At 61.1% G+C, this 25,264-nt stretch carries 22 protein-coding genes; 8 read left to right on the forward strand and 14 right to left on the reverse strand.

The window, feature by feature from the left end; all coding sequences use genetic code 11:
• Nucleotides 1-3: 3 nt before the first annotated feature.
• From leuC to aroC, 6 genes are all read right to left on the reverse strand, one after another.
• Entirely contained in the window at nt 4-1,419 is a 1,416-nt protein-coding gene (leuC, locus tag HF682_RS02245; RefSeq protein ID WP_168875628.1) for a 3-isopropylmalate dehydratase large subunit, read from the reverse strand.
• Nucleotides 1,420-1,531: 112 nt separating this feature from the next.
• On the reverse strand, nt 1,532-2,548 hold the full coding sequence (locus HF682_RS02250) for a flagellar hook-length control protein FliK (protein WP_168875629.1): 1,017 nt from the start codon (nt 2,546-2,548) through the stop codon (nt 1,532-1,534).
• Nucleotides 2,549-2,605: 57 nt separating this feature from the next.
• Complete coding sequence (gene fliJ / locus HF682_RS02255; RefSeq protein ID WP_168875630.1) at nt 2,606-3,046, reverse strand: flagellar export protein FliJ; 441 nt, start codon at nt 3,044-3,046, stop codon at nt 2,606-2,608.
• A 107-nt stretch (nt 3,047-3,153) separates the two neighbouring features.
• Nucleotides 3,154-4,842, reverse strand: a complete 1,689-nt coding sequence (locus HF682_RS02260) for a TRAP transporter large permease (RefSeq protein ID WP_168875631.1) — start codon at nt 4,840-4,842, stop codon at nt 3,154-3,156.
• Nucleotides 4,839-5,522 (reverse strand): TRAP transporter small permease subunit, encoded by a 684-nt coding sequence (locus HF682_RS02265; RefSeq protein ID WP_308418687.1) that lies wholly within the window; start codon nt 5,520-5,522, stop codon nt 4,839-4,841. The genes HF682_RS02260 and HF682_RS02265 overlap by 4 nt, the downstream gene beginning before the upstream one ends.
• A 165-nt stretch (nt 5,523-5,687) precedes the next feature.
• Nucleotides 5,688-6,788, reverse strand: coding sequence for a chorismate synthase (gene aroC, locus HF682_RS02270; RefSeq protein WP_168875632.1), 1,101 nt, complete (start codon nt 6,786-6,788; stop codon nt 5,688-5,690).
• 184 nt (nt 6,789-6,972) lie between these two features.
• Between aroC and cysK the strand changes: the two genes are divergently transcribed.
• Complete coding sequence (gene cysK / locus HF682_RS02275; protein WP_168875633.1) at nt 6,973-7,905, forward strand: cysteine synthase A; 933 nt, start codon at nt 6,973-6,975, stop codon at nt 7,903-7,905.
• On the opposite strand, the gene HF682_RS02280 is transcribed toward cysK, so the two are convergent.
• From HF682_RS02280 to gyrA, 5 genes are all read right to left on the reverse strand, one after another.
• Nucleotides 7,902-8,267 (reverse strand): hypothetical protein, encoded by a 366-nt coding sequence (locus HF682_RS02280; protein ID WP_168875634.1) that lies wholly within the window; start codon nt 8,265-8,267, stop codon nt 7,902-7,904. The two genes, cysK and HF682_RS02280, sit on opposite strands and share 4 nt — an antisense overlap.
• A gap of 20 nt (nt 8,268-8,287) precedes the next feature.
• Nucleotides 8,288-9,388 carry a histidinol-phosphate transaminase gene (gene hisC, locus HF682_RS02285; RefSeq protein WP_168875635.1) on the reverse strand — a complete coding sequence of 367 codons (1,101 nt, stop codon included), beginning with the start codon at nt 9,386-9,388 and terminating at the stop codon, nt 8,288-8,290.
• A gap of 99 nt (nt 9,389-9,487) precedes the next feature.
• Nucleotides 9,488-10,558, reverse strand: coding sequence for a prephenate dehydratase (gene pheA, locus HF682_RS02290; protein WP_168875636.1), 1,071 nt, complete (start codon nt 10,556-10,558; stop codon nt 9,488-9,490).
• A 9-nt stretch (nt 10,559-10,567) separates the two neighbouring features.
• On the reverse strand, nt 10,568-11,650 hold the full coding sequence (gene serC / locus HF682_RS02295; protein ID WP_168875637.1) for a 3-phosphoserine/phosphohydroxythreonine transaminase: 1,083 nt from the start codon (nt 11,648-11,650) through the stop codon (nt 10,568-10,570).
• A 63-nt stretch (nt 11,651-11,713) separates the two neighbouring features.
• On the reverse strand, nt 11,714-14,281 hold the full coding sequence (gene gyrA / locus HF682_RS02300; protein WP_168875638.1) for a DNA gyrase subunit A: 2,568 nt from the start codon (nt 14,279-14,281) through the stop codon (nt 11,714-11,716).
• Nucleotides 14,282-14,602: 321 nt separating this feature from the next.
• On the opposite strand from gyrA, the gene HF682_RS02305 reads away from it, so the two are divergent.
• From HF682_RS02305 to HF682_RS02325, 5 genes are all read left to right on the forward strand, one after another.
• On the forward strand, nt 14,603-15,292 hold the full coding sequence (locus HF682_RS02305) for an OmpA family protein (RefSeq protein ID WP_205881867.1): 690 nt from the start codon (nt 14,603-14,605) through the stop codon (nt 15,290-15,292).
• Nucleotides 15,293-15,422: 130 nt separating this feature from the next.
• On the forward strand, nt 15,423-16,004 hold the full coding sequence (locus tag HF682_RS02310; RefSeq protein ID WP_168875639.1) for an outer membrane lipoprotein carrier protein LolA: 582 nt from the start codon (nt 15,423-15,425) through the stop codon (nt 16,002-16,004).
• 95 nt (nt 16,005-16,099) lie between these two features.
• Nucleotides 16,100-16,714 (forward strand): outer membrane lipoprotein periplasmic chaperone LolA, encoded by a 615-nt coding sequence (gene lolA / locus HF682_RS02315; protein WP_205881868.1) that lies wholly within the window; start codon nt 16,100-16,102, stop codon nt 16,712-16,714.
• A gap of 1 nt (nt 16,715) precedes the next feature.
• Nucleotides 16,716-18,020, forward strand: a complete 1,305-nt coding sequence (locus HF682_RS02320) for a replication-associated recombination protein A (RefSeq protein WP_168875641.1) — start codon at nt 16,716-16,718, stop codon at nt 18,018-18,020.
• A 159-nt stretch (nt 18,021-18,179) separates the two neighbouring features.
• The gene (locus tag HF682_RS02325) at nt 18,180-18,677 is read left to right on the forward strand and encodes a tetratricopeptide repeat protein (RefSeq protein WP_168875642.1); all 498 of its coding nucleotides are present in this window, start codon (nt 18,180-18,182) and stop codon (nt 18,675-18,677) included.
• Nucleotides 18,678-18,835: 158 nt separating this feature from the next.
• Here HF682_RS02325 and HF682_RS02330 read toward each other — a convergent pair whose 3' ends face one another.
• Nucleotides 18,836-20,077 carry an aspartate kinase gene (locus HF682_RS02330; RefSeq protein ID WP_168875643.1) on the reverse strand — a complete coding sequence of 414 codons (1,242 nt, stop codon included), beginning with the start codon at nt 20,075-20,077 and terminating at the stop codon, nt 18,836-18,838.
• 230 nt (nt 20,078-20,307) lie between these two features.
• Between HF682_RS02330 and HF682_RS02335 the strand changes: the two genes are divergently transcribed.
• Nucleotides 20,308-22,098, forward strand: a complete 1,791-nt coding sequence (locus tag HF682_RS02335) for an ABC transporter ATP-binding protein (protein WP_168875644.1) — start codon at nt 20,308-20,310, stop codon at nt 22,096-22,098.
• An 8-nt stretch (nt 22,099-22,106) separates the two neighbouring features.
• Nucleotides 22,107-23,030, forward strand: a complete 924-nt coding sequence (gene gluQRS, locus HF682_RS02340) for a tRNA glutamyl-Q(34) synthetase GluQRS (RefSeq protein WP_168875645.1) — start codon at nt 22,107-22,109, stop codon at nt 23,028-23,030.
• On the opposite strand, the gene HF682_RS02345 is transcribed toward gluQRS, so the two are convergent.
• Nucleotides 22,985-23,782: an Hpt domain-containing protein gene (locus tag HF682_RS02345; protein ID WP_168875646.1), complete on the reverse strand. Its 798-nt coding sequence runs from the start codon at nt 23,780-23,782 to the stop codon at nt 22,985-22,987. The genes gluQRS and HF682_RS02345 overlap by 46 nt on opposite strands.
• Nucleotides 23,769-25,121 (reverse strand): DNA repair protein RadA, encoded by a 1,353-nt coding sequence (gene radA / locus HF682_RS02350; protein WP_168875647.1) that lies wholly within the window; start codon nt 25,119-25,121, stop codon nt 23,769-23,771. The genes HF682_RS02345 and radA overlap by 14 nt, the downstream gene beginning before the upstream one ends.
• Nucleotides 25,122-25,264: the final 143 nt, after the last annotated feature.

The following is a 25,264-nucleotide window of genomic DNA, read 5'->3' on the forward strand; positions in this document are numbered from 1 at the left end:
TGCTTACTGGCGTTTCCAGTTGCGCACGTCCACAAACCGGCCCTCAATGGCTGCCGCAGCGGCCATGGCCGGGCTGACCAGATGGGTGCGGCCACCCTGCCCCTGGCGTCCCTCAAAATTACGATTGCTGGTGGAGGCGCAGCGCTCACCCGGTTGCAGCCGGTCCGCGTTCATGGCCAGACACATGGAGCAGCCGGGCTCACGCCACTCGAAGCCTGCCGCCACGAACACCTTGTCCAGCCCTTCGGCCTCAGCCTGGGCCTTGACCAGGCCACTACCCGGCACCACCAGCACAGCCTTGACGTTCGCCGCCTTTTGATAACCCTTGGCCACCGCCGCGGCCTCGCGCAGGTCTTCAATACGGGAGTTGGTACAGGAGCCAATGAACACGATATCGACCGGAATCTCGGTCATCGGTGTACCGGCCTGCAGACCCATATAGGCCAGCGCACGGGTCATGCCTTCCTTGCGGACGGCACTGGCTTCTGCCGCCGGGTCCGGCACACGGTCATCCACCGTCACCACCATTTCCGGGGAAGTGCCCCAGGTCACTTGCGGGCGCAGCTGGCTGGCGTCGAGCTCAACCACCGCGTCAAATGCCGCACCTTCATCCGATACCAGCGTGCGCCAGAAGTTCACTGCCGTATCCCACTGCTCGGCCTTCGGTGCAAACGGACGTCCTTTGACATAGTCGATGGTGATCTGATCCACCGCCACCATGCCCGCACGTGCACCGGCCTCGATGGCCATATTGCACAGGGTCATGCGGCCTTCCATGGAGAGGCTGCGTACCGTGCTGCCGCCAAATTCGATGGCGTAGCCGGTGCCACCCGCCGTTCCGATCTTGCCGATCACGGCCAGGGCCACATCCTTGGCGGTCACGCCAAAAGGCAGCGCCCCATCCACCTTGACCAGCATGTTTTTGGACTTCTTGGCGACCAGCGTCTGCGTCGCCAGCACATGCTCCACTTCCGAAGTGCCAATGCCATGCGCCAGGCAACCAAAAGCACCGTGGGTGGAGGTATGGCTGTCGCCACACACCACCGTCATGCCCGGCAGGGTCACCCCTTGCTCCGGCCCCACCACGTGCACAATGCCTTGCCCGTGATCACGGAACGGGAAATAAGCCAGCGAACCCACTTCACGGATGTTGGCATCCAGGGTTTCAACCTGCTGACGGGAGGTGGGGTCTTCAATGCCCTTGTCCCAGTCCTTGGTTGGGGTATTGTGATCCGCGGTTGCCACAATGGAGCTGGTGCGCCATACTTTGCGCCCCGCCAGCTTCAGGCCTTCGAACGCCTGCGGGCTGGTGACTTCATGGACCAGATGGCGGTCGATATACAGCAGCGCTGTACCATCCGCCTCTTCACGTACTACGTGGTTCTGCCAAAGCTTGTCGTATAAGGTTTGCGCGGCCATTGTCTGTCACTGGGAGGTGGGAAACAGCCTTTGATTATTACATACGGGGGCAGACACGCAATAGAGGAAAAGTACGCGATGGCAATATTTTTTACTGCCATCAAAAATTGCTTCAGGCGAAGGTATCCACCCCGCCCAGCTTGCCATGCCGTACCCACACTTGCGAACCTGAGCCAGCATGGCCACTGACGCCAGACACCCCCGCCATTGCCTCGCCTTGCTGCCAGCCACGACGCTCGCCTCGCTCCTGTGACTGACCTTGCTGCGTCATGCTTTGCGCCCAGGCGGCTTGCTGCTGGCTATCTGCACCGACATTGACATTGCCCAGAGACAAGCCGCTACCTGCAAACATTTCAATCAGTCGCGGGCTGGCGGACTGAATGGCCTCACGCACCGCCGCGTGTGGCGAGACAAAGTTCAGCGTGGCTTCCTGGTTCTGAATGGTCAACCGCACTTCCAGCGGACCCAGATGGGGCGGGTTCAATTGCAGCTCGGCGGACTGCATGTTCTGGCTCGCCATGAAAACGGCTCGCTGTGACAAGGCTTCACGCCAGCGCTCATCCCCCACCGGCACCGGAATGTGCAGGGTGGCAGGGCGAGCTGGCTCGGGATTTTGCGGTTGGGACACGGCAGGGGTGCTGACTGCTTTATGCGGGAGCTCCGGTTTTTCAGCGGGCTGGCGCAGGCTATCCATCACCTCGGCAAACTCGCCGCCCTTGCGCTTTTTGCCTCCTTCCAGCGGAGAAACCCCTTCCTCTGCTGCCAGGCTGGCCGTTTTTGCCGGGTCTGCGGCAAGGTTTGCCGATAAGCCATCCAGCTTGCCCGCCTTGCCGCCCGCCCCCTCTTCCGCCGTCGCACGGGGCGCTTGCTTCACGGTGGCGTTCCCCGGCATCACGGGCTGCGCCAAGGCCAGCCCCCACTGCTGCAGTAGCTGCTCCAGCGGCAGCGTGCCTTCGGCTTGCTCGTCTTTCTCCGGCAGCGGCTTGCTGTCTGCGCTCAGTTGCGGGACCGCTGTAGGCAGGTGGTTTTGCAGCATGGCCAGAAAATCGCCACCCTGCTCCGCCGGGGCTGCATCTGGCGCGGCGGAGGGGGTTGAAGCTGGGCTTTGCGTGGCCGTTACTACAATCATGGTCGGTCTCCCGGCATTATCTCGGACTGAGCCGACCCATGCAGGAACCATGCCACCTCAATGCCGCGACACACTCCCCTTGCGGCTGGCGAATTCATCCGTCTGCTTTTGTTCGCGCCGCGCCTCTTTACGCAGTTCGGTCTGGTCATGACGCTGCTGCAGTGCCTCAAAAGCCTGAACCTTCTGCTCACGCTCAAGCCATTGCTCCCGCGCCGCATCCCGCAACTGCTCACAGCGCTCGCATTCCTGCTGCTGCTGGGCAATCGCGGTATCCAGCTTGCCCAGAAACAGCAGGTAATCACGCCACTGCGTGACGGCCATGCCCTGCTGCTGCTGCCCGCCCAACCGCTGCTGATAGTCCTGCCGATACTGCTGCAACATGGCCAACTGCTGCTCAGCCGCCTGCACACGTGCCTGGGAGGCCTGCAAACCGCGAGCAGCCTCCTCACGCTGCTCTCGTGCCAGCTCCAGCAAACGCAGAAAAGGAAATTCCGCCATCAAACCGCCATCAGAAGACTCATCGCTTCAGTGTAGCAAGCCCGCAGGTGCTGCGGAATGACAAACCGCGCCATCAGGCGCGGTTTGTCATTTCAGGCTGCAAATCATTACTGGCTGGCCGCGCCCTCCCTGGCCAACGCTTCCAGCGCAGCCGCGCCATCATCCTGCGGCGCCTCACTGGCGGGCGTATTGCCTTGCGCGGCGGGTGCTTCCGGCTGCTGCAGGTTCATCAGCACATCCCCTGCTTTCTCGGTCGACAAGGTCTCCGGCCCTTTCTCCTTGTTACCGATGGCCATGCCAGGGAAAGCCAGCACCAGTGCAATCATCAATATCTGAATGCCGACAAACGGCACGGCCCCCCAGTAAATGTCACTGGTCTTGACCTCCTTGGGCGCCACGCTGCGCAGGTAGAACAAGGCAAACCCAAAGGGTGGATGCATGAAGGAGGTCTGCATGTTCACCGCCAGCAGCACCCCGAACCAGATCGGGTCCACCCCCAGTTTGTGCGCCACCGGCATCAGCAAGGGCACCAAAATGAAGGAGATCTCGAAGAAGTCGAGGAAGAAGGCGATCACGAATACCAGCACCATCACCGTGATCAGGAAGCCCGTCGCGCCGCCCGGCAGGCTCAGCAGCAGATGCTCTACCCACAGATTGCCATCCACGGCGAGGAAGGCAATGCGGAACACCCGCGCCCCGATCAGGATGAACACAACAAAGGTGGTCAGCTTGAGGGTGCTGCGTACCGCCTGGCGCACCATGTCGACGGTGAGCTTGCGTTTCATCAGCGCCAGCAGCATGGCCCCGGTGGCCCCCATCGCGCCGCCATCGGTCGGGGTCGCCACCCCCATAAAGATCAGACCCAGCACCAGGAAAATCAGCAGGAGCGGCGGCATCAGCACCGTAGACACCCGTTCGGCCACCTGACCGAACAGCCGCAGGCGCAGCCCTTTGTTGAGGTAGACCAGCACAAAGCTGCCCATCATGCCTACCAGCCCGCTGGCAACAATGCGGGTATCCAGTGCTTCGGTCGGCACCGCGCCGTAGTACATGCTGTTGAAGGCAACCGAAATGCCCGCCCCCATACCTACCAGCAGCAGCAGGGAGGGCAAGCCGGTGCTGCCATTCGGCTCGCGCAGGGTACGCGCCTCCGGCGGCAAAGCCGGCACCATCGCAGGCTTCACGATACTGACAATCAACACATAGAGCGCATACAGGCCTGTCAATACCAGCCCCGGAATCAGCGCGCCCTTGTACATGGCGGCAATGTCCACCTGCATCTGGTCCGCCAGCACAATCAGCACCAGCGAGGGCGGGATGATCTGCGCCAGCGTACCGGACGCGGCAATCACCCCGGAGGCCAGCCGCTTGTCGTAGCCATAGCGCAGCATGATGGGCAAGGCGATCAACCCCATGGAGATCACCGAGGCCGCCACCACGCCGGTGGTTGCTGCCAGCAAAGCCCCCACGAAAATCACCGCATAGGCCAAGCCGCCGCGTATCCCGCCAAACAACTGGCCAATGGTGTCCAGCATGGCCTCAGCCATGCCGCTTTTCTCCAGGATCAAGCCCATGAAGGTAAAGAACGGGATGGCCAGCATCACCTCGTTCTTCATGATGTCGAACACCTGCACCGGCAGTGCCTGGAGGAACTGGAATTCGATCAGACCCAGGTTCATCGCGATGGCACTGAATACCAGACCGACCGCTGCGAGTGAGAAAGCCACCGGATAGCCGATCAACAGCATGATGATCAGCGAGCCGAACATGATCGGCGCCAACAGTTCTGTACTCATGCGGACGCTCCTGTTGACGGATCGGCTTCATGCCTGGGGGCGTCATCCGGCAGTTTTCCGCTCAGTCGCGCCAGCGATTTGATGATTTCGGACACTCCCTGCAGGCTCAGCAGCACAAAACCCAAGGGGATCAGGCCCTTCACCGGCCAGCGCACCAGGCTGCCGGCATCGCCGCCGTTCTCACCAGAAACCCAGTAACGCACGAAATCCGGCCAGGAAAAGTACACCAGCAACAAGGTCATCGGCAGCAGGAACAACACCCCGCCCAACAGGTTGATCACATGCTGCATGCGGCGAGACAGGTTGCCGAACAGGATGTCGATGCGCACATGCTCGTTCTCCAGCAAGGTATAGGCGCCACCCAGCATGAAGATGGCCGCAAACAGATACCACGACGACTCGGATACCGAGAGGGAGAGCTGGTGAAACAATTCGGACTTGTTGAAGAATTTGCGCACCAGCGCATGCAGGGTGGTCAACAGGGTGACGGCCAGCACCAGCCAGGCGGCACTCTGCCCGATCCAGCGATTGATGCCATCCACACAGCGCGAAAACCGCAGCGGCGCCATCACCACCAGCCCCAGCAGAACCGCCAGCACAGCAAACACCCACCAGGGCAAGCCTGGTGGTTTCAACCAGGCGGCCAGCGCCCAGATCACCACAGTTGCAAGGTATGGCACGGTATCCCCTCTCTTGGTCTTGTCTGTCTCCGTCACGGAATACGGAGTGCTGACAAGCCTAAACCGGGTGATAGCCCGCTTGCAGTGGGGGAAATCCCTGATGCACGGCTACAAATGCACAGGGCATCCGAAGATGCCCTGTGGTAGTGCCTGCTTCAGGCAGGCTTAGCCGATGCGCCCCGGAATGCGCGGGGTGGGCACCGATACGTCCGCATTCTGCGCGCGGTGGCGCAAGGCATGGTCCATCAGCACCAGTGCCAGCATGGCTTCAGCAATCGGCGTGGCACGGATGCCTACGCAGGGATCATGCCGTCCGGTGGTCTGCATCATGACGGCCTGACCGTGCAGGTCAATCGACCGGCGCTCCTGCGGGATGCTGGAAGTAGGCTTGATGGCGATGCTGACCCGGATATCCTGCCCGGTGGAAACCCCACCCAGCACACCGCCAGCGTGGTTGCTGGCGAAACCTTGCGGCGTCAACTCGTCGCAGTGTTCGGAGCCACGCTGTGCCACCGAGGCAAAGCCCGCACCGATCTCGACGCCCTTCACCGCGTTGATGCCCATCATGGCGTGAGCAATATCGGCATCCAGCCGGTCATACACCGGCTCGCCCCAGCCCACCGGCACCTGCTCGGCCACTACTTCGATGCGCGCACCGATGGAATCGCGGGCGGCACGAATTTCGTCCATATAGGCTTCCAGCTGCGGCACCACACTGGCATTGGGGGCAAAGAAGGGGTTGTTGGCCACTTCGTCCCAAGACTCAAAAGGAATGCTCACCGTGCCGAGCTGACTCATATAACCGCGGATGCGGATACCAAAGCGCTCTGTCAGCCACTTGCGGGCAATTGCCCCAGCCGCCACACGCACTGCCGTTTCGCGTGCGCTGGAGCGGCCACCACCCCGGTAATCCCGCACCCCATACTTGTGCCACCAGCTGTAATCCGCATGGCCGGGCCGGAAGGTGTTGGCGATCTTGCTGTAATCCTGACTGCGCTGATCCTGGTTCCGAATCAGCAGCGCAATCGGCGTACCGGTGGTACGCCCCTCGAACACGCCGGAGAGAATCTCCACCGTATCCGGCTCCTTGCGCTGAGTCACATGGCGGGAGGTGCCCGGCTTGCGACGGTCCAGCTCGGCCTGGATATCCGCTTCGGTCAGCGCCAGTCCGGGCGGGCAGCCGTCCACAATGCAGCCAATACCGGGACCGTGGCTTTCGCCAAATGAGGTGACACAGAACAGATGGCCAAACGTATTACCCGACATGATGCGACACCGACCCTGGCTAATTCGGAAAAGAGTTTGAGTGTAACACAGGCCACCCAGCCCTCGTCCCCGCCACACTCATAAGGTTAGATGCATTCGCTATTTCCATATGGCGGGCGATTCCACTATGCTGTGACCAGACCAAATACCGCCTTGCTGCGGCAACATGACGAGGACCTCCCCCATGCGTATCGCTCAAAACGTGACGGAACTGATCGGCAACACCCCGCTGGTCAAGCTCAACCGGGTCAACGCGGCCCAGAACGCCACCATCGCCGCCAAGCTGGAATTTTTCAACCCGGCGCACAGCGTGAAAGACCGCATCGGGGCGGCGATGATTGACGCTGCAGAAGCGGCAGGCCTGATCAAACCAGATACCGTCATCGTCGAGCCCACCTCTGGCAATACCGGCATTGCCATTGCCATGGTGTGTGCAGCGCGGGGGTACAAGTGCGTGCTGACCATGCCGGAGAGCATGAGCAAGGAGCGCCGCATGCTGCTACGTGCCTACGGTGCCGAGCTGATCCTGACTCCGGCGGCTGAAGGCATGGGCGGCGCCATCAAGAAGGCCGAGGAGCTGGCAGCCAGCGACCATCGTTATCTGATCCTGCAGCAATTTGCCAACCCGGCCAACCCGGAGATTCATCGCCGCACCACGGCAGAAGAAATCTGGCGCGATACCGATGGGCAGGTGGACATCATCGTTTCCGGTGTTGGCACCGGCGGCACCATCACCGGGGTGGGTGAAGTCCTGAAGGAGCGCAAGCCCGGCCTGCAGGTGTTTGCCGTGGAGCCGGACGCTTCCCCCGTGCTGTCCGGCGGCCAGAAAGGCCCGCACCCGATCCAGGGCATTGGTGCCGGTTTTGTACCAGCTGTACTGAATACCGGGGTTTACGACGGCATCGTGCGCGTCAAGAATGACGATGCCTTCAGCACCGCACGCCGCATGGCGGCAGAAGAAGGCCTGCTGGTGGGCATCTCCAGCGGTGCGGCAGTATGGGCCGCCACCGAGCTGGCCAACCAGCCGGAGAACAAGGGCAAGCTGATCGTGGTGGTGATCCCGTCGTTCGGCGAACGCTACCTGTCCACCGCGCTGTTTGAACACCTGGCCGGTTAAACCTCGACACCATCGCCAGGGGCGCAGAGCCTGCGCCCCTCGCTGTCCTCATGGACGCCCCAGCCGAGGTGGCGTGCCAATTGGCAAGCCAGTGCCTCCGCATCCACAGCGGGCGCATGGCTGCTACAGATAAACTCGATCACATTGATTCTGTCCGGCAGGGCTGCACCGGTGTGGTAGTTACCCTGCGCATCCGCCTGCGCCAGCACCACCTCCAGCCACGGCAACCCTTCAGCGGCCATAAACGACTGCGGCCCGCTTTGCTGCAGTTGCGGACAGGCCAACAGCCAGGACAGGACGGCGCCGGTGTCGGCCATGCGGCTATAATCATCCGCGCCACGCAAGGTCAGGTACCAGGTCATGGCGCGGCGATGCTGCGCGCTTAGCTGGCCAGTGCTTCTTCCAGCACGGCGATGAAGCGGGCATTCTCTTCCGGCAGGCCGATCGACACCCGCAGGCAGTCGTGCAGGCCATAGTTGCCCAGCGGGCGCACGATGACACCGCGTTGCAGCATGAAGCGGTTCAAGGCGGCCGCATCACCACAGTGGAAGGTCACAAAATTGCCGCTGGCCGGGATAAAGCTGACCCCCAGACGCACAAAGGCATCGGTCAGCTGCTTCATGCCCTGACGGTTGACTTCAACCGAGCGGGCCAGGAAGTCTTCGTCATCCAGCGCAGCCACCGCAGCAGCCTGGGCCAGGCTGTTGACGTTGAACGGTTGGCGTACCCGGTTGATCAGGTCGGCTACCTCCGGCTGCGCCAGCAGGAAACCCACCCGCAGCCCGGCGAGGCCGTAGGCTTTGGACAAGGTACGGCTGACAATCAGGTTGGGGAAGCGCTGCAGCCAGCCAATGCTGTCGGCGCGCTGCGCGGGGTCCAGGTACTCGGTATAGGCTTCATCCAGCACCACCAGCACACGGGCGGGCACCTGCTCCATGAACTCCAGCAGCTCACCCGGCCGCAGCAAGGTGCCGGTCGGGTTGTTCGGGTTGGCGATAAACACCAGTTTGGTATCCGGGCGGATGGCCGCCAGCATGGCCGGCAAGTCATGCCCGTAATCCTTGGCCGGAACCGCAATGGCTTGCGCGCCGACCGACTGCACCGCCAGCGGGTACACCGCAAACGCGTACTGGGCAAACACGGCAGAATCCGCCGCGGTCAAAAAGGTACGGGCAATCAGCTCGAGCGTATCGTTGGAACCATTGCCCAGCACCACATGCTGCGTACTCACGCCAAACTTGCTGGCGATCTTGTCCTTCAGCGCAAACGCATTGCCATCCGGATAGCGGGCGATGTCCTCCGCCGCTGCCAGCATGGCCGCCTTCGCTTTCGGGCCCATGCCCAGCGGGTTTTCATTGGAAGCCAGCTTGACGATGCTGGCCTCATCCAGCCCCATTTCACGGGCCAGCTCGGAAATCGGCTTGCCCGGTACATAAGGGGCAATCGAACGAATATATGCAGGGGCGAGTTCAGTGAACGACATGATTGTGTTTCATCCAGTACGTGATGGCGAACATCCAGCCTGTTTCTGTTTTGGTGTTGCAGCCGCACGGTCTTTGCCGTGTCGGTTTTGACATTTCGTTTAGAGCACGGCCACAGGGTAAGAACCTAATATCTTCACAAACGCCGCACGCTCACGCAGCGCCTCAATGGCATCCTGCACCTGGGTCTGGCTGTGGTGGCCTTCTACATCCACAAAGAAAACATACTCCCACAAACCGGTACGTGAAGGCCGCGACTCAAACTTGGTCATCGACACGCCACGCTCGGCCAGCGGCGCCAGCAGCTGGTGCACGGCCCCCGGCTGGTTGCGGGCCGACATCACCAGTGAGGTCTTGTCATGCCCAGACAGGGTGGCATCGTGCGTACCCAGTACCAGGAAACGGGTGGTGTTGTTGGGCTCGTCCTCGATATTGCGGGCGAGGAAGCCGAGATTGAAACGCTCTGCCGCTGCCTCACCGGCAATCGCAGCAAAGCGACTGTCTTCCGCAGCCAGACGCGCCGCTTCGGCATTGCTGGCCACCGATACCCGCTCCACATCCGGCAGATGCTTGTTCAACCATTCGTGGCACTGCGCCAGCGACTGCGCATGCGAATACACCTTTTCGATGTGGTCCAGCGACGGTACCGAACGCAGCAAATGCTGATGGATGCGCAGGATCACTTCACCACAGATCTGCAGCGGGGTTTGTGTCAGCAGATCGAGCGAACGGCCCACCGCGCCTTCGGTCGAGTTCTCCACCGGCACCACCGCATAGTCTGCCTCGGAGGACTCACACACCCGGAAGACCTCGTCAATGGAGGCGCACGGCAGCAAACGCGCCGCATGACCAAAATGCTTGAAGCTGGCGGACTCGCTGAAAGTGCCCGCCGGCCCCAGATGGGCGATGGTCAGCGGCTTTTCCAGCGACAGGCAGGCCGACATGATCTCGCGGAACAGCCGGGCCACGGTTTCACCGCTCAGTGGGCCCGGATTCAGCTCCTTGATCCGGCGCAGCACCTGTGCCTCGCGCTCCGGGCGGTAGATGATGCCGCCGCCTTTGATCTCGCCAATGGCGCGTGCATGCTCGGCACGCTGGTTGAGCAACTTCAGGACCTGCTGGTCCAGGCTATCAATCGCATCACGATGCTGCTTGAGGCGTTCCTCGGACATATCGCCTCCTTAACCGCGCCGTTGCGCGAAATCCCGCATGAAGGCGACCAGGGCCTCCACCCCGGCCAGCGGCATCGGGTTGTAGATGGACGCGCGCATGCCCCCCACCACCTTGTGCCCCTTCAGCTGCAGCAACCCAGCCGCCTTGCTCTGCGCCAGGAAGTCTGCATTCAGCGATTCATCCCGCAGACGGAACACCACATTCATGCGCGAACGCGCCGAGGCTTCTACCGGGGCAAAATAGAAACCACCGCAATCATCCAGATAGCGGTACAGCAGGTCTGCCTTGGCCTTGTTCAACTGCTCGATGCCCGCTACGCCCCCTTGCTGCTTCAGCCACTTGAACACCAGCCCGGCCAGGTAGATGCCGTAGGTGCTGGGGGTGTTGAACAGCGAACCTGCATCCGCATACTTGCGGTACTGCAGGGTGATCGGGGTAATCGGCAAGGCGTGGTCCAGCAGGTCATCGCGCACGATCACTACGGTGACCCCGCTGGGGCCGATGTTCTTCTGCGCACTGGCGTAGATCAGGCCAAAACGCGATACATCCACCTCACGCGAGAGGATGTTGGAGGACATGTCTGCCACCAGCGGCACCGCGCCGACATCCGGAATATCCTGAAACTCGACGCCATTGACGGTTTCATTCGGGGTGTAGTGCACATAGGCGGCACGCGGGTCCAGCTCCCAGCCACTGCGGTCCGGGATGCCGTGGAAAGCATCACCCGCACTGCTGCATACTTCCCGCGCTTCACCATAGCGGGCGGCTTCCTTGACCGCCAGCGTCGACCAATGGCCGGTGTTGACGTAATCCGCGCGGCCAGTACGGCCAATCAGGTTGAGCGGCACAGCTGAAAACTGCCCCTGGCCACCGCCTTGCATGAACAACACCTGATAGTTGTCCGGAATCGCCATCAGTTCGCGCAGATCGGCAATCGCTTCGTCAATGATCTGCTGGAATTCGCCACCGCGGTGGCTCATTTCCATCACGCTCATGCCTGAACCGTGCCAGTCCAGCAATTCCGCTTGCGCCTGCTCCAGCACGACACGCGGCAGCATGGCCGGTCCTGCCGAGAAATTGAAAATCGACATGCCCTTCAACCCTTGCCGGGCCCACCCGGCATTCCTGGTTACCGTGACGGAGCGTGCTGCAGCTTATTCTTCAGCCACCGGACTCGTTCCATCTTCCCCTTCCGTCTCGATGACTTTGGCCAGCCCGGTCAGGATTTCGCCCTCATCCAGATTGATCAGCGTCACGCCCTGTGTGGCGCGACCCATCTCACGAATCTCGCTCACCCGGGTGCGGATCAGCACCCCGCCGGTGGTAATCAGCATGATTTCATCGGTCGCCTCCACCAGCGCGGCGGCCACCACCTTGCCATTGCGCTCGCTGGTCTGGATGGCGATCATGCCTTTGGTGCCGCGGCCATGTCGGGTGTACTCGGTGATCGAGGTGCGCTTGCCGAAGCCATTTTCGGTGGCGGTCAGTACCGACAGTGTCTCGTTCTCAGCCACCAGCAGCGCCATCACCTTCTGGCCGTCTTCCAGTGCCATGCCGCGTACACCGCGTGCGCCGCGCCCCATGGCACGGACATCATTCTCGTCAAAGCGAACCGCCTTGCCCGCGTCGGAGAACAGCATCACGTCGTGCTGGCCGTCGGTCAGCGCCACGCCAATCAGGTGATCACCTTCATCCAGCGTCACGGCGATGATGCCGGCCTTGCGCGGGTTGGCAAAGTCGGACAACGGGGTCTTCTTCACCGTACCCAGCGCGGTCGCCATGAAGATATAGCGGTCGTCGGTGAACTCACGCACCGGCAACACGGCAGAAATCTTTTCACCTTCGGACAGCGGCATCAGGCCCACCATCGGGCGACCACGGGCATTACGCGCACCCTGTGGCAACTCATAGACCTTGAGCCAGTACACCCGACCTGCATCCGAGAAGCACAGGATGTAATCGTGGGTATTGGCCACAAACAGCTGGTCGATGAAATCATCGTCCTTGGTGCTGGCGGCCTGCTTGCCGCGCCCGCCGCGCTTCTGCGCCCGGTAGTCTTCCAGCGGTTGCGCCTTGATGTAGCCGGTGTGGGACAGGGTCACCACCATGTCTTGCGGTGCGATCAGGTCTTCGGTGCTCAGATCCTGCGCATTGCGCACGATCTCCGAGCGGCGACCATCACCATATTGCGATTTGATCAGGGTCAGCTCATCGACGATGATGGCGGTCACTCGTTCCGGACGGGCCAGAATGTCGAGCAGATCGGCAATACGGTCCAGCACTTCGCGGTATTCGTTGACGATCTTGTCCTGCTCCAGCCCGGTCAGGCGTTGCAGGCGCAGGTCCAGAATCGCCTGGGCCTGTACTTCGGTCAGGCGGTAACCTTGTTGCGACAGACCAAACTCAGGCGCGACATCATCCGGGCGCGTGGCATCGGCCACCGCGCGTGACAGCATTTCTTCCACCAGCGCCGAGCGCCACTGGCGATCCATCAGCGACTGCTTGGCAATCGCGGGCGTCGCCGCCGCCTTGATCAAGGCGATGATCTCGTCCACATTGGACAGCGCCACCGCCAGACCTTCCAGCACATGGCCGCGTTCACGCGCCTTGCGCAGCTCGAAGACGGTGCGGCGGGTCACCACCTCGCGGCGGTGACGCAGGAAGCATTCCAGCATCTGCTTCAGGTTCAGCAGGCGCGGCTGGCCATCGACCAGCGCCACCATGTTCATGCCGAAGGTGTCCTGCAACTGCGTCATCTTGTACAGGTTGTTGAGCACCACGTCGGCGTTTTCGCCGCGCTTGAGCTCAATCACCACCCGCATGCCGTCCTTGTCGGACTCATCCTGGATGTGTGAAATGCCTTCCAGCCGCTTTTCGTTGACCAGCTCGGCTATCTTTTCCAGCAAGGTGCGCTTGTTGACCTGATACGGCAGCTCATCGACCACGATGATCTGCTTGTTGCCCTTCTCCATGTCTTCCACATGGCAGCGCGCCCGCATCACGACGCGGCCTCGGCCTGTCCGGTAGCCCTCGAATACACCGGAGACACCGTAGATGATGCCCGCAGTCGGGAAATCCGGCGCCGGAATCAGCTCGATCAGCTGATCAATCGACATTTCCGGGTCTTGCAGCAGCGCCAGGCAGCCGTCGATCACCTCACCCACGTTATGCGGCGGGATATTGGTCGCCATGCCCACCGCGATACCGGAAGCACCATTGATCAGCAGGTTGGGGATGCGCGAGGGCAGGATCAGCGGCTCATCCAGCGAGCCATCGTAGTTGGGGCCGAAATCGCAGGTTTCTTTTTCGATATCCTGCAGCAGCTCGTGTGCAATGCGGGACATGCGGATTTCGGTATACCGCATCGCGGCGGCATTATCGCCATCCACCGAACCGAAGTTACCCTGACCATCCACCAGCATGTAGCGCAAGGAGAAATCCTGGGCCATGCGCACAATGGCGTCGTACACGGCGGTGTCACCATGCGGGTGGTACTTACCGATCACGTCCCCGACGATACGGGCAGACTTTTTGTAAGCCCGATTCCAGTCGTTGGACAACTCGTGCATGGCGTACAAAATGCGGCGATGCACCGGCTTCAGGCCATCGCGTACGTCCGGCAAGGCGCGCCCCACGATGACGCTCATGGCATAGTCGAGGTACGACTTGCGCATTTCCTCTTCAAGGCTGACCGGAAGGGTTTCTTTGGCGAATTGATCCATGAGGGGCTATAGCAGCTTTAAAGGACTGAAACCCTGCGAGTGTACCATGAGCGCCCCACCTGCTCTAGCACGGCATCAGACCCCTGCCCAAGTATTCAGGTATGCATAAAGCATGAAAGACTGTAAAATAGTGTTGTAAACCGTTGGAAAAGCGCAAAATTCACGTCTCGTTCAGCTTTCCCGGCTTGTCGGGTTGAACTTTTGCGCTACAATTCGGACCAACAACGCTGTATGCCGTACAAGATTTACTGGCAGCTGCCCTGTAGGCAGTCGTTAAACGCCAGCCGCAATTGACTTAGCTGAGATGGGAGTACACCTGTGATGAAAAAAAGCAAACTGAGCCTGATGTTGGCTGCCGCCGTGATGACCATGGGCGTTTCGGTCAGCAGCATGGCACATGACAGCGACCCGTATTCGGGTGACGCCTACCTGACCGACACCCGTGGCAAGGTGGTGCGCAACGCCTATGACGAGTGCTGGCGCACGGGCTCCTGGACTCCGGCCAAGGAGATCTGGGGTTGCGGCGGCGCTGCTCCGAAGAAAGACGCACCGAAGGCTGAAGTGAAACCGGAAGTGAAGCCGGTTGCCCAGCCGAGCGGCCCGCAAAAGCCGGCCTTCGAAAAGGTGATGCTGTCTGCTGAAACCTTGTTCGACACCAACAAGGCCGTGATCAAGCCGGAAGGCAAGGCTTCGCTGGATGATCTGGTCAGCAACCTGCAGAAGTTCCCGGAAGTGGAACTGATCCTGGTGACCGGCCACGCCGACTACCGTGGTTCCGACAAGGCCAACATGACCCTGTCGCAAAAGCGTGCTGATTCCGTGAAGGGCTACCTGGTCTCCAAGGGCATCGCGGCTAACCGCGTTCAAGCCGAAGGCAAGGGTGAATCCGAGCCGGTTACCCACGCTGGCGACTGCAAGGGCAAGAAGGGCTCCGCCCTGTCCAGCTGCCTGCAGCCGGACCGTCGCGTGGTGGTGGAAATCGCCGTGCAGCGCGAAGTCAAGTCCAACTAAGTCTGGACTGTCTGCAAAAAACCCCGCTGCGGCGGGGTTTTTTGTTATCGGGTTCAGCTTCTGTCCAGACTGCAAGGAACAATATGGCTGGACCCGACTCTGAACCTGACTTTGACTGCTGGAGTGTACCGTGCGCGCCCTGCATCACCTGGCTTTGAGCCTCACCTTGCTGTCAGGCATGACCTTGGCCGATGGTCTCGATCAGTTGAACGCCTGGCTCACCGATACCACCCCCATGCGCGCCCGCTTCACCAAGGCGGTGGCCGAGAAAGGCCTGGGGCCGGAAGTCAGCAGCCTGTTTGGCGAGCACCGCATGGAGGGGGACTTTCTGCTGCAGCGCCCCGGCCTATTCCGTATGGAATACCGCCAACCCAACTGGCTGATGTATGTGGGTAATCCGCAGGACATCATGGGGGGTGACGGGCGGCGTAACAAGATGGAACGCTGGCCACTGGAAAGCGCCCTAGGCAGCTTCCCCGAAGCCTATCTGGCCAACCCGGACAAGCTGCAGCAGGCATTCACCTTGACCGCCGCCAAGGCACACGACGGGCTGGAATGGGTCCTCGCCCTTCCGCGTCAGGCGCATAGTCCCTTCCGACGTATTGAATTAGGCTTGGCCGAGCAACAGGTACGCCAGATGGTAACCGTCAATCGTTACGGGCAGCGCACTCACTATGTGTTTGACCGCTTCCAGCCCTGCCCGCCGCTGTAATCTTGCGCAATCCCCTATGGCACAAGCCCCATCCATGAAACAATAGACAGCGGCTGCCTGCGCAGCCTGATTTCACCGACATGAGCACCTTATCCATGAAACTGTTGTCCCGCCTCGCCTTGATCCTACCGTTATTGGCCGGTGTAGCCGCCGCCGATGGCATGAGCCAGCTGAAAGCGTTTCTGGATGGGGGGCAATCCGCCAGTGCCGTATTCACCCAGACGGTAGTTGGCAAGCAAAAACGCCAGCAATCCAGTGGCACCTTCGAGCTGCAGCGCCCCGGCAAATTCCGCTGGGAATACCTCAAGCCCTTCCCGCAGCTGATTGTCAGCGATGCCAAAAAAGTCTGGGTGTACGACCCCGATCTGGAGCAGGTCACCGAGCGCAACCTCACCCGCGCCATTGGCGACACCCCAGCCGCCCTGCTGGCAGGCTCCAATGAGCTGGAAAAGGGGTTCAGCCTCAAAGCGGCGGGTAGTCATGATGGCCTGGAGTGGGTGATTGCCACCCCCAAGGATGCAGAAAGCACCTTCAAGCAGATTGAGCTGGGCTTTACCGAGAACCAGCTCAAGCGCATGGTGATGCAAGACCAGTTCGGCCAGACCACCACGGTCGACTTCAGCCAGATCCAGCGCAACCCCAAGCTGGACCCCAAACGCTTTGAGTTCACCCCACCCAAGGGGGCCGACGTCATCAAGGACAAGGGCTGAGATGACTGGAGACCTGTTCAGCCAGACACCGCCCCCACCGCTGGCCGAGGCACTGCGCCCGCAGCATATTGATGAGGTAATCGGTCAGCGCCACCTGCTGGGGGAAGGCAAACCCTTGCGGCTGGCGTTTCAATCCGGCAAACCGCACTCCATGATCCTGTGGGGGCCACCCGGCGTGGGCAAAACCACCCTGGCCCGCTTGACCGCGCAGAGCTTCGACTGTGCCTTCATTGCACTTTCTGCGGTGTTCTCCGGTGTGAAGGACATCCGTGCGGCGATGGAGCAAGCCGAGCACAACCTGCAGCAAGGCCGGCACACCATCCTGTTTGTCGATGAAATTCACCGCTTCAACAAATCGCAGCAGGATGCGCTGCTGCCCTACGCCGAATCCGGGCTGATCACCTTTATCGGTGCCACCACCGAGAACCCCTCGTTTGAGGTCAACGCCGCCCTGCTCTCCCGCGCCCAGGTCTACGTACTGCAACCCTTGAGCGACGAAGAGCTGAAGCAACTGTGGCAACGGGCACAGCATAGCGCTGTGAGCGATCTGCAACTGGACGATGCCGCGCTGGATACCCTGGTCGGCTACGCCGATGGCGACGCCCGCCGCTTCCTCAATCTGCTGGAGCAATGCCGCACGGCGGCGCGGACCTCCGGCATCGAGCAGGTGGACAGCGCCTTCCTGCAAGAAGCCCTCACCCTCAATGCCCGCCGGTTTGACAAGGGTGGCGACCAGTTCTACGACCAGATTTCCGCCCTGCACAAGTCCGTACGCGGCTCCAGCCCGGATGGTGCGCTGTACTGGCTGTGCCGCATGCTCGATGGCGGCGCCGACCCGCTCTACCTCGCCCGCCGCATCATCCGCATGGCGTGGGAGGACATCGGCCTGGCCGACCCGCGCGCCATGCAGATCGCCAACGACGCCGCGCTGACCTACGAGCGGCTGGGCTCCCCCGAAGGCGAACTGGCCTTGGCACAAGCGGTGATCTATCTCGCCGTGGCTGCCAAAAGCAATGCTGGCTATATGGCCTACAACCAGGCCAAGGCCTTTGTCAAACAGGACAAGAGCCGCAGCGTGCCGGTACACCTGCGCAATGCACCGACCAAGCTGATGAAAGAACTCGGCTACGGCCACGCCTACCGCTACGCCCACGACGAGCCCCATGCCTACGCCGCAGGCGAAACCTACCTGCCGGACGATATGCCCGCTCCACACTGGTACCAGCCCACCCCGCGCGGGCTGGAGAGCAAGATCAGCGAGAAGCTGACACAACTGCGCAAATGGGATGACGAGGCGAAACAGTAGCTGCTAGGTCCCGGATGAATATCTGCCAAAAAAAAGTTACCGCTACTGATCGGTCGTGAACGCCCCGCCACCTACATGGCACAGACTTTTCTTAGGGGTGAAGTCCACGCATCATGTTTAGTGTCGATGCACTGCCCCCAATGGAGACAGGGATTCCACATGGATGATCTAAAAGCACACGAGGTCATTAGGCGAGCTGAAGATTTGATAGAGGCAGGAGGCTGTCAAGCAGCCTATGATTTGTTACTGCCCTTACTCGCAGAAGGCAGGCCAGAGGCGATGTTTTTGTATGCGCAGTTTAGTATTTCAAGGCTAGAGACCGACGATGAATTTGAGCTCCGCAGCTTTAAGCTTTTACAACAAGCTTCGGAGCGAGGATATGCTCCAGCAACTTATGCACTTGGCGTTTGCTTTGAAATGGGAGACCTTGTCGAGCAAGACATCATTAGAGCGTCTGGTTTGTACAAGAGCGCTTCGGATAGCGGATATCCAAAAGCAAAACTAACTCATGGCCTGAATCTGTTTTACGGCTCACTCGGCGTACCTAAAGATGAAGCACAGGGCCTAGCATTAGTAAAACAGGCTATTGCTGAAGGGGTTGAGGGGGCTGCCGAAGCATTGGATCTAATCAAGGCTGCAGGACAGGGCAGAACTTGACTGAACACTTGGTTACCATCGCAAGGGCTGGGCCTTGGATCACACCCATGAACGCCAAGGCGTCCGCATGTTAATTCCGATTGAACAGATTCAACCTGAGCACCCCCATGCAAAAAGGCCCTTTCGGGCCTTTTTGTTTATCCACAGCGCCAGCTTGCTTACGCCAGCGGCTGGGTTTCCTTGTCCAGCTCGAAGGCCTTGTGCAGCACACGTACCGCCAGCTCCATATATTTCTCGTCGATGCCGACGGAAATCTTGATCTCGGAGGTGGTGATCATCTGGATGTTGATGCCCTCTTCTGCCAGTGCGCGGAACATGGTGCTGGCAACACCGGCGTGGGAACGCATGCCGATACCCACCACTGACACCTTGGCGATGTCTGCCGAGCCGGTCACGCTGGCGCCACCGATGTGGGAGAGGCTCTCTTCCAGGATGGCCTTGGCCTTCTGGAAGTCATTACGGTGCACGGTAAAGGAGAAGTCCGTAGTGCCGTCGTGGCTGATGTTCTGGATGATCATGTCCACATCCACATTGGCATCCGCTACCGGGCCGAGGATCTGGAAGGCAATGCCCGGCTTGTCCGGTACACCGCGCACGGTAATCTTGGCTTCGTCGCGGTTGAAGGCGATGCCGGAGACGATCGGTTTTTCCATGGAGTCTTCTTCCTCAAACGTAATCAGGGTACCTTCGCCCGGGTCGTCCATGAAGCTGGACAACACACGCAGCTTGACCTTGTATTTGCCGGCAAATTCTACCGAGCGGATTTGCAGCACCTTGGAGCCGAGGCTGGCCATTTCCAGCATCTCTTCAAAGGTGACGGTCGGCAGCCGTTTGGCTTCCGGTACGATGCGCGGATCGGTGGTGTATACCCCGTCCACGTCGGTATAGATCTGGCACTCGTCTGCCTTGAGTGCAGCCGCCAGTGCCACACCGGTGGTGTCCGAGCCGCCCCGGCCCAGCGTGGTGATGTTGCCGCCGGGGTCCATGCCCTGGAAGCCCGCCACGATCACGATGGTGTCGTTGTCGAGATCCGAGCGCATGCGCTCGGTGTCAATATGTTCAATACGTGCCTTGGTATAGGCATCGTCGGTACGAATGCACACCTGCCCGCCGGTGTAGCTTTTGGCTTTGTATCCGAGGTCTTGCAGGGCCATGGCCAGCAGCGCGATGGTGACTTGCTCTCCAGTGGAGACCATCACATCCAGTTCACGCGGGTCCGGGCTGGCCTGCACTTCCTTGGCGAGGGCAATCAGGCGGTTGGTTTCGCCGCTCATGGCGGAGACCACCACCACCAGCTGGTGTCCGGCTTGCTTGAACCGGGCGACCCGCTTGGCGACGTTCTTGATTCGTTCCGGCGTACCAACCGAGGTTCCGCCGTATTTCTGTACGATGAGCGCCATTGCCTGTTTCCGATGCAGAATCAACTAGTCAAAAGAGGGTTTATTCTACTGCAGGCACGCCGTTTGCGGCGACCTGCGCTTAGAAAAAAATGCCTGTTCGCATATAACCCCGGATTGTAAAGTCATCAGGGTTACATGACACTCCGTACTATCCCGGTCAGGCACGCATTTGACGCGAGCCCGCCCAGCGGGAGTACACTGTCGCCTTGCTGACTGCCCCGCCATTTCCCATGACTTCTCCATTACGCCGTCTGTTGCAATATACCCGCCCGCACCGTCGTGACATCGTGCTGGGCACCACCTACTCCATCCTCAACAAATTTTTTGATGTGCTGCCGGAAGTGCTGATCGGGGTGGCGGTGGATGTGGTGGTCAACCGGCAGGATTCCTTCCTCGCCCGCATGGGGCTGAGCAGTGTCAGCATGCAGTTGCTGCTGCTGGGCCTGCTGACCGTGTTGATCTGGGGGGGCGAGTCGCTGTTCCAGTATCTGTATGAGGTTAAGTGGCGCAACCTGGCGCAGACCATCCAGCATGGCTTGCGCATGGATGCCTACCGCCATGTTCAGCAGCTGGACATGAATTACTTTGAGAATCAGAGCACCGGCAAACTGCTGGGCATCCTAAATGATGACATCAACCAGATGGAGCGCTTCCTCAATGGCGGCATCAACGCCATCATCCAGGTATTTTGCTCCTCCATCCTGGTCAGCGCGGTGTTCTTCGTACTGGCACCCAAGATTGCGCTGATCGCGCTGCTGCCGGTGCCGCTGATTCTCTACGGTGCCTTCTGGTTCCAGCGTCGGCTGGAGCCGCGTTATGCCGTAGTGCGAGAAGCCGCCGGGGTGTTGAATGGCCGGCTGAACAACAACCTGCTGGGCATTGCCACCATCAAGAGCTTTGCCGCCGAAGAGCGTGAGGCCGAGCACATTGAGGCCGCCAGCAACATCTATCGCGAGCACAACCGGGCAGCGATCCGCTTTTCCTCGGCCATCACCCCGGTGATCCGCATGGCCATCCTGTCCGGCTTTGTGGCAACCCTGGTTTATGGCGGCATGCTGACCTTGAGCGGGGAGCTGGCCGTAGGCGGCTACAGCGTGCTGGTGTTCCTCACCCAGCGCCTGCTATGGCCGTTGACCGGCCTCGCCGAAATCACCGATCTCTATCAACGTTCAATGGCCTCGACGCAGCGGGTGCTGAACCTGCTGGAGACGCCGCTGCACATCCCCTATGGTGGGCAAACCCTGTCGCGGGGTACGGTCAAAGGCCAGCTGCAGTTTGAAGGCCTGCATTTCGCCTATGGCGAACAAGCGGTACTGGATGGCGTAGAGGTAACGGTTCCCGCCGGGCAGACGGTGGCGTTTGTCGGCAGCACCGGCTCCGGCAAGAGCACACTGATCAAGCTGTTGCTGCGCTTTTATACCGCCCAACAAGGCCGCATCACCCTCGACGGGCAGGACATCCAGCAGCTGGACCTGCAAGGCCTGCGCCGCGCCATCGGTTACGTCAGCCAGGACACCTTTCTCACCGATGGCACGGTAGCCGAGAACATTGCCTACGGCTTGCCGGAGGCCAGCCGCGAGCAGATCATCGCCGCCGCCCAGGCTGCCGAAGCACATGCCTTCATCAGCCAGTTGCCGCAAGGCTACGATACCCGGGTGGGTGAGCGCGGGCAAAAGCTCTCCGGTGGACAGCGTCAGCGCATCGCACTGGCGCGGGCGGTGTTGAAAGACCCGCCGATTCTGGTGCTGGACGAGGCCACCTCGGCGGTGGACAACGAGACCGAAGCCGCCATCCAGCGCTCGCTGGATCATCTGGTGGTGGGGCGTACCACGCTGATGATTGCGCACCGCCTCTCCACCATTCGCAACGCCCATTGCATCTATGTGCTGGAGCAAGGCCGTATCGTCGAGCACGGCACCCATGACCAGCTGGTGGCAGCCAATGGCAGCTATGCCAGTTTGTGGCGCCTGCAGACGGGCCAACGTGACCCGGGCAACGATCTGGGCCTGGCTGCCCTCTGAGCCGCACCATGAGCAGCCCGCCCTATGTTGGCCGCTTTGCCCCCTCGCCGACCGGTCTGCTGCACTTCGGATCGGTACTGGCGGCAATCGCCAGTTATCTGGATGCCCGGCAGCACGGCGGGCGCTGGCTGGTCCGCATGGAAGATCTCGACCCGCCGCGCGAGCAGCCCGGCGCTGCCGAGCACATCCTGCACACCCTGGAGGCGCTAGGCCTGCATTGGGATGGCGAAGTGATGTGGCAAAGCCGTCGTCACGAGCACTACCTGGCCGCCCTGCAGCAACTGGAAACCGCAGGCTGGGTTTACCCCTGTGGCTGTTCGCGCAAGGATGTTGCCTCACTGGCACACGCTGGGGTGGAAGGTCCGGTCTATCCGGATACCTGCCGCAACGGCATGCGCGGTGACGAGTTGCGCGGCTGGCGCGTCCGCACGCTGGACAGTCCCATCCACTTCCGCGACCGCATTCGCGGCCACCTGCAATACAATCTGCACCGCGATCTGGGGGATTTCATCCTGCGCCGGGCCGATGGCCTGTTTGCCTATCAGCTGGCAGTGGTGGTGGATGATGCCGAGCAGGGCATCACCGAGGTCATTCGCGGGGTGGACCTGCTGCACTCCACGCCACGGCAAATCTGGCTGCAACAATTACTGCACCGGCCCACGCCGCACTATGCCCATCTGCCGCTGGCATTGAGCCAGCAAGGGCAAAAGTTGAGCAAGCAGAATCTGGCACTGCCGGTGGATGCCGCGCACGCGCCGCAGCTATGGTGGCTGGCCTTGCAGTTTCTGGGGCAACACCCGCCAGAAGCCCTGCTAGGGGCCGAGGTGGCAACCCTGCAGCAGTGGGCAATAACCCACTGGCAGCTCAACCGGGTACCGCGTGACAATCAGCCCGCGCCCACCGGGCTGGAAGGTAATGCATCCAGCATCTGAGTCAGCGTGTCCGCAAACACCGGATAATCCTGCAGCAGAATCGCCAAGTGCGCTTCAATGGCAGGCCAGTCGCCTTTGGCCTTGGTCAGCAGGTCAATCTGGCGGCAGGGCTCATAGGGCGACACGGCAATAAAGTTGCCCAAAGCGCCTTTGAGGCTATGCGCACGCTGCTGGGTGACGATGTAATCCCGCTCCCGCACGCTCAGTTGCAAGGCCGCCAGCCGCTCGGGCAGCTGAGCCAATAGCAGGCGCGCCGCTTCCTGCACCAGCTGCAGCGGTACACCCAGCTGCAACACTTGTTGCTCGATGGCCTGCTGCATGGGAGAAACAGGGGTTGCTGCGGTCTCGTTCGCCAGCGGCAAGGGCGCATAGGGCAAGGTCAGCACCGATTCCAGCGTTGCCATGTCCAGCGGCTTGGGCCAAACGCGCTGTGCCCCTGCTTGCAGGCAGGCCGCCTCCGACGGAAACCCCGAAGTGGCTTGCAATACCATACGGTGTGGTTGCGGGCACAACACGGCCAGCATCTGCAGCATGGCCAGCACGCCCTCGCCGTCAGGGGGGGCATCCAGCAGGATCAGGTCACAAGCCGGGGATGCGGTCTGGGGTTCAGCCAGCCGGGACAGGTGCACCCGGCAGCCAAAACGTTGCAGCATGCGCGGCAGGCTGGCCTGTGCGCCCACCTCCCCTTGCAACAACCAGACCTGCTGCGCCTGCCACATGCGGGACTCCTGTTCAGGTTCAATCAAAGGCATGTTGCAATGCCTGCTCCAGACGGGCGATTGAGAGCACCGTCATGCCCTCAATCGCCTGCTTGGGGGCATTGGCCGCAGGGACAATGGCATGGGTAAAGCCCAGCTTGGCAGCCTCGCGTAAACGCTCCTGCCCGCGCTGTACCGGCCGTATCTCCCCCGCCAGCCCCACTTCACCAAACACCACCAGTTTGTCCCGCAGCGGCTTATTCTTGTAGGACGACACCACGGCCAGCAAGATGGCCAGATCGGCAGCCGGCTCGCTGATGCGCACCCCACCCACGGCATTGAGGAACACATCTTGGTCGAACAAAGCCAGCCCAGTATGCCGATGCAATACCGCCAACAGCAAGGCCAAACGGTTCTGTTCCATACCATTGGCCAGTCGTTTCGGGTTCAAGGCGTGGGCATCGTCCACCAGCGCCTGCACTTCCACCAGCAGCGGGCGCGTGCCTTCCTGTGTCACCAGCACGCAGCTGCCTGCCACCGGCTCGGCATGGCCCGAGAGGAACAGCGCCGAGGGATTGCTCACCCCGCGCAGCCCGCGTTCGGTCATGGCAAACACGCCCAGTTCGTTGACCGCACCAAAGCGGTTCTTGAAGGCGCGTACCAGCCGGAAGCTGGAATGGGTGTCGCCTTCAAAATACAGTACGGTATCAACAATATGCTCCAGCACCCGGGGACCCGCCAGTGCTCCCTCCTTGGTCACGTGTCCGACCAGCACCAGCGTGGTGCCGCTTTGCTTGGCATAGCGGGTAAGCTGTGCCGAGCATTCCCGCACCTGGGCCACGCTGCCGGGAGCGGAATTGAGGCTGTCCGAGTAGACGGTCTGGATCGAGTCAATCACGGCCAGATGGGGCTTGTGGGCCTCCAGCGTGGCCAGAATGCGCTCCAGCTGGATTTCCGCCAGCAGCTGAATGCCCTTCGACGGCAGCGCCAGCCGCTTGGCGCGCAGCGCCACCTGCTGGGCCGACTCTTCACCGCTGACGTACACCACCCGCATCTGGTCGGCCACGGCACTGAGCGCCTGCAGCAACAAGGTGGACTTGCCAATGCCGGGGTCGCCGCCCAGCAGCACCACGCCCCCCTCCACCAACCCGCCGCCCAGCACGCGGTCAAACTCACCAATGCCGGTGGGCCGGCGCGGCACATCCTGAGCCTCCACCTGCTCCAGCGGCAGCAGCTGACTGGCCGCAGCCAGCCCCTGAAAACGGCTGCCGCGCGTCTCTACAGCGGTTTCCTGCAAACTGTTCCAGCTGTTGCAATGCGGGCACTGCCCCTGCCACTTGGGCGAACTGCCACCACAGGCATTGCACACATACTGCACCTTGGCCTTGACCATTCGTCTCGTCCTTCTTGCACCGTACGGGGTGCGGATTACAATTTTTTACCGCCCGTCACAGGCTGATACGTCTGTAGCAATCATGGACATGCTTTCTGCATGGTGGCAGTGCTACAGTGAGATCACCCTGAAATGGAGCCCTT

Origin of the sequence: Leeia aquatica (genome assembly GCF_012641365.1) — a bacterium.
Lineage (GTDB): Bacteria > Pseudomonadota > Gammaproteobacteria > Burkholderiales > Leeiaceae > Leeia > Leeia aquatica.

Coding starts and splice junctions, on each gene's coding strand:
- leuC (WP_168875628.1), bottom strand. CDS start 1,419: ATGGCCGCGCAAACCTTATACGACAAGCTTTGGCAGAACCACGTAGTA.
- HF682_RS02250 (WP_168875629.1), bottom strand. CDS start 2,548: ATGATTGTAGTAACGGCCACGCAAAGCCCAGCTTCAACCCCCTCCGCC.
- fliJ (WP_168875630.1), bottom strand. CDS start 3,046: ATGGCGGAATTTCCTTTTCTGCGTTTGCTGGAGCTGGCACGAGAGCAG.
- HF682_RS02260 (WP_168875631.1), bottom strand. CDS start 4,842: ATGAGTACAGAACTGTTGGCGCCGATCATGTTCGGCTCGCTGATCATC.
- aroC (WP_168875632.1), bottom strand. CDS start 6,788: ATGTCGGGTAATACGTTTGGCCATCTGTTCTGTGTCACCTCATTTGGC.
- cysK (WP_168875633.1), top strand. CDS start 6,973: ATGCGTATCGCTCAAAACGTGACGGAACTGATCGGCAACACCCCGCTG.
- HF682_RS02280 (WP_168875634.1), bottom strand. CDS start 8,267: ATGACCTGGTACCTGACCTTGCGTGGCGCGGATGATTATAGCCGCATG.
- hisC (WP_168875635.1), bottom strand. CDS start 9,388: ATGTCGTTCACTGAACTCGCCCCTGCATATATTCGTTCGATTGCCCCT.
- pheA (WP_168875636.1), bottom strand. CDS start 10,558: ATGTCCGAGGAACGCCTCAAGCAGCATCGTGATGCGATTGATAGCCTG.
- serC (WP_168875637.1), bottom strand. CDS start 11,650: ATGTCGATTTTCAATTTCTCGGCAGGACCGGCCATGCTGCCGCGTGTC.
- gyrA (WP_168875638.1), bottom strand. CDS start 14,281: ATGGATCAATTCGCCAAAGAAACCCTTCCGGTCAGCCTTGAAGAGGAA.
- HF682_RS02305 (WP_205881867.1), top strand. CDS start 14,603: ATGAAAAAAAGCAAACTGAGCCTGATGTTGGCTGCCGCCGTGATGACC.
- lolA (WP_205881868.1), top strand. CDS start 16,100: ATGAAACTGTTGTCCCGCCTCGCCTTGATCCTACCGTTATTGGCCGGT.
- HF682_RS02320 (WP_168875641.1), top strand. CDS start 16,716: ATGACTGGAGACCTGTTCAGCCAGACACCGCCCCCACCGCTGGCCGAG.
- HF682_RS02325 (WP_168875642.1), top strand. CDS start 18,180: ATGGATGATCTAAAAGCACACGAGGTCATTAGGCGAGCTGAAGATTTG.
- HF682_RS02330 (WP_168875643.1), bottom strand. CDS start 20,077: ATGGCGCTCATCGTACAGAAATACGGCGGAACCTCGGTTGGTACGCCG.
- HF682_RS02335 (WP_168875644.1), top strand. CDS start 20,308: ATGACTTCTCCATTACGCCGTCTGTTGCAATATACCCGCCCGCACCGT.
- gluQRS (WP_168875645.1), top strand. CDS start 22,107: ATGAGCAGCCCGCCCTATGTTGGCCGCTTTGCCCCCTCGCCGACCGGT.
- HF682_RS02345 (WP_168875646.1), bottom strand. CDS start 23,782: ATGCCTTTGATTGAACCTGAACAGGAGTCCCGCATGTGGCAGGCGCAG.
- radA (WP_168875647.1), bottom strand. CDS start 25,121: ATGGTCAAGGCCAAGGTGCAGTATGTGTGCAATGCCTGTGGTGGCAGT.